Source organism: Nocardiopsis sp. TSRI0078, from assembly GCF_001905145.1.
In the GTDB taxonomy this organism is placed as follows: Bacteria; Actinomycetota; Actinomycetes; order Streptosporangiales; family Streptosporangiaceae; genus Nocardiopsis.
On the sequence record NZ_LWLB01000031.1, the window covers coordinates 1 to 2516 of the forward strand.

General features: G+C 70.6%; 3 protein-coding genes and 1 pseudogene. 3 read left to right on the forward strand and 1 reads right to left on the reverse strand.

The features are described 5' to 3' along the window. A pseudogene (locus A6A08_RS17055) lies at nucleotides 1-379 on the reverse strand (amino acid deaminase/aldolase); the annotation flags it as partial. A 169-nt stretch (nucleotides 380-548) separates the two neighbouring features. Between A6A08_RS17055 and purU the strand changes: the two are divergent. The 3 genes from purU to A6A08_RS17070 all read left to right on the forward strand — a co-directional run. Then, entirely contained in the window at nucleotides 549-1427 is an 879-nt protein-coding gene (gene purU, locus A6A08_RS17060; protein ID WP_073703610.1) for a formyltetrahydrofolate deformylase, read from the forward strand. 386 nt (nucleotides 1428-1813) lie between these two features. After that, complete coding sequence (locus A6A08_RS17065) at nucleotides 1814-2287, forward strand: Asp23/Gls24 family envelope stress response protein (RefSeq protein WP_083609161.1); 474 nt, start codon at nucleotides 1814-1816, stop codon at nucleotides 2285-2287. Nucleotides 2288-2289: 2 nt separating this feature from the next. Further along, on the forward strand, nucleotides 2290-2516 hold a 227-nt coding region (locus A6A08_RS17070), incomplete at its 3' end, for a hypothetical protein (RefSeq protein WP_073703612.1).

Below are 2516 nucleotides of genomic sequence, written 5' to 3' on the forward strand. Positions count from 1 at the left end.
GGTCCAGGTGGGCGGTGTCGTCCACCATCAGGGTGATGGAGCGTGCGGCGGCGGGGTCGCGGACGAGCCGGTCCAGGGCCCGCCGGTCGACGGTGGGGTAGGCCACGAGGACGTCGTCGCTCACCGGGCGGTCCCCGGTGGCCAGCCACAGCGCCTCGGGCAGGGTGAAGGCCATGACCCCCGCGTAGCCGGGCAGGGAGAGGACGGTGCGCAGCAGCTCGCGGCTGCGCACGGACTTGCTGGCGACCCGGACGGGCTTGCCGTGGGCGCGGCGGGTCAGTGCGGTCGCGTTGGCGCGGAAGGCGGCCAGGTCGACCATGGCGAAGGGGGCGTCGAGCCCTCGGGTGGCGGCCTCGTACGTCTCGCGCAGGCTTGTCATGCCCTGAGAATGCCAGAACATGAATGCTTTTCATATTCCTCCGGGGGGAGGAACACCCTCCCCGGCCTTCGCCGGACGGCGCGGGGTGGCCGCCCCCCGGCTCCGCGGGGACCGATATCCTGGGACGTCACGGCTGATCAGCCGTCCGACCCCGGGAGTGGTTCTTTCCATGAGTGAGCGTGAGTACGTTCTGACCCTTTCGTGCCCCGACAGCCGGGGCATCGTCGCCGCTGTGGCCAACCTGCTGTCCGACCACGGTTGCAACATCACCGAGAGCCAGCAGTACGGCGACCACTACACGGGACGCTTCTTCCTGCGGATGCAGTTCGTGGCCGAGCGGGGAGCCGACGGCGTGGTGGGGGAGGACGTCCTGCGCGGTGCCTTCGCGGCGCTGGCGGGCGCTGTCGGCGGCGACTCGTTCGTGGAGTGGACCCTCAAGCCCCGCGACGTGCGCCCGCGCATGATCGTGATGGTGTCCAAGTTCGGCCACTGCCTCAACGACCTGCTCTACCGCCAGCGCAGCGGCCTGCTGGACGTGGACATCGCCGCCGTGATCTCCAACCATCCGGACCTGGAGTTCCTCGCCGACTCCTACGGTGTGGACTTCCACCACCTGCCGGTCAGCGCCGCGACCAAGCACGAGCAGGAGGCGCGGCTGCTGGAGCTGGTCGACTCCTACGACGTGGACCTGGTCGTCCTGGCCCGCTACATGCAGGTGCTCTCCGAGCAGCTGTGCACCAAGATGTCCGGCCGGATCATCAACATCCACCACTCCTTCCTGCCCAGCTTCAAGGGCGCCCGCCCCTACCACCAGGCCCACGCGCGCGGTGTGAAGCTGATCGGCGCGACCGCCCACTACGTCACGGCCGACCTCGACGAGGGCCCGATCATCGAGCAGGAGGTGTCCCGGGTGGACCACACGCACAGCCCGGAGCAGCTCACGGCGATCGGCCGGGACCTGGAGTCGGTGGCGCTGGCGCGCGCGGTCAACTGGCACGCGCAGCGCCGCGTTCTGCTCAACGGGGACAAGACGGTCATCTTCGACTGACCGCGACGGCGGTTCCGCTCGCGGAGAGTGGGTTTCGGACAGAGGGGTGCGCCTTCGGGTGCCCTCGCGCGTTTTCTTGTTCCGGAAGGTTCCCGACCCTTTTTCGGGGCAGGAATGAGAGTGCGGCTGCCCAGCCTGACCAGCGCAACATCACTTTATGTACATGGTTGGATACACGCCGTGGTATATGGTGTGATCAGTGAGAAACCTTCCCATCGTTCGGGCGGCTCCATGTGGAGGGTTTCGGTCCGACACCTGGAGGTGGGCCTTCCGGGTGAGGGGCACGGACATGGGCGGAAAAGCGCACCGGCGGGGGTGGGGGACCTCTCCGGGAGCCGGGGCCGCGACCGCGGACCGCACACTGCGTAGGGGGACCAGTGACGGACATGAAGACCGAGGCCAAGGTGCCGGGAGCCCGTGAGTCGGGCCGGACGGACCGGGGCGACTCCTCGCACGGGGACGGCGGGCACACACAGATCGCGGACGGCGTGGTCGCCAAGATCGCCGGGATGGCCGCGCGCGAGATCGGCGGCGTCCACGCCATGGGCGGCGGGACCGCGCGTGCCGTCGGCGCCGTCAGGGACGCCGTGACCCGCGGGAGCGACAGCGGATCGATGACGCGGGGCGTCGCGGTCGAGGTGGGCGAGCGCCAGGCCGCCGTGGACATCGACCTGGTCGTCGAGTACGGCGCCGCCATCCAGGACCTGGCCGCGGCCGTGCGGCGCAACGTCACCACGGCGGTGGAGCGCATGACCGGCCTGGAGGTCACCGAGATCAACATCAGGGTGGACGACATCCACCTGCCCGACGAGGACAGCGGCGACGAGAGCGGCGGCGGATCCTCGCCCCGGGTGCAGTAGCCGTGGGCGCCGGCGAGGATCCGGGCGAGGTGGCCCGGCGGCTGGTCCGGGAGGCCGAGGGCCTCCCGGACGTGGTGGGACTGTCCTCCGGAGGGTTCGGGACGCTGACCACCCCCGTTCCCGGCGGACGGGTCCGCGGGGTGGCGGTGCGCGCCGACAGCGTCGAGGTCGGCGTGGTGGTCCGCTTCGGGAGACCCCTGCCGGAGATCGCCGCCGAGGCGCGCCGGGC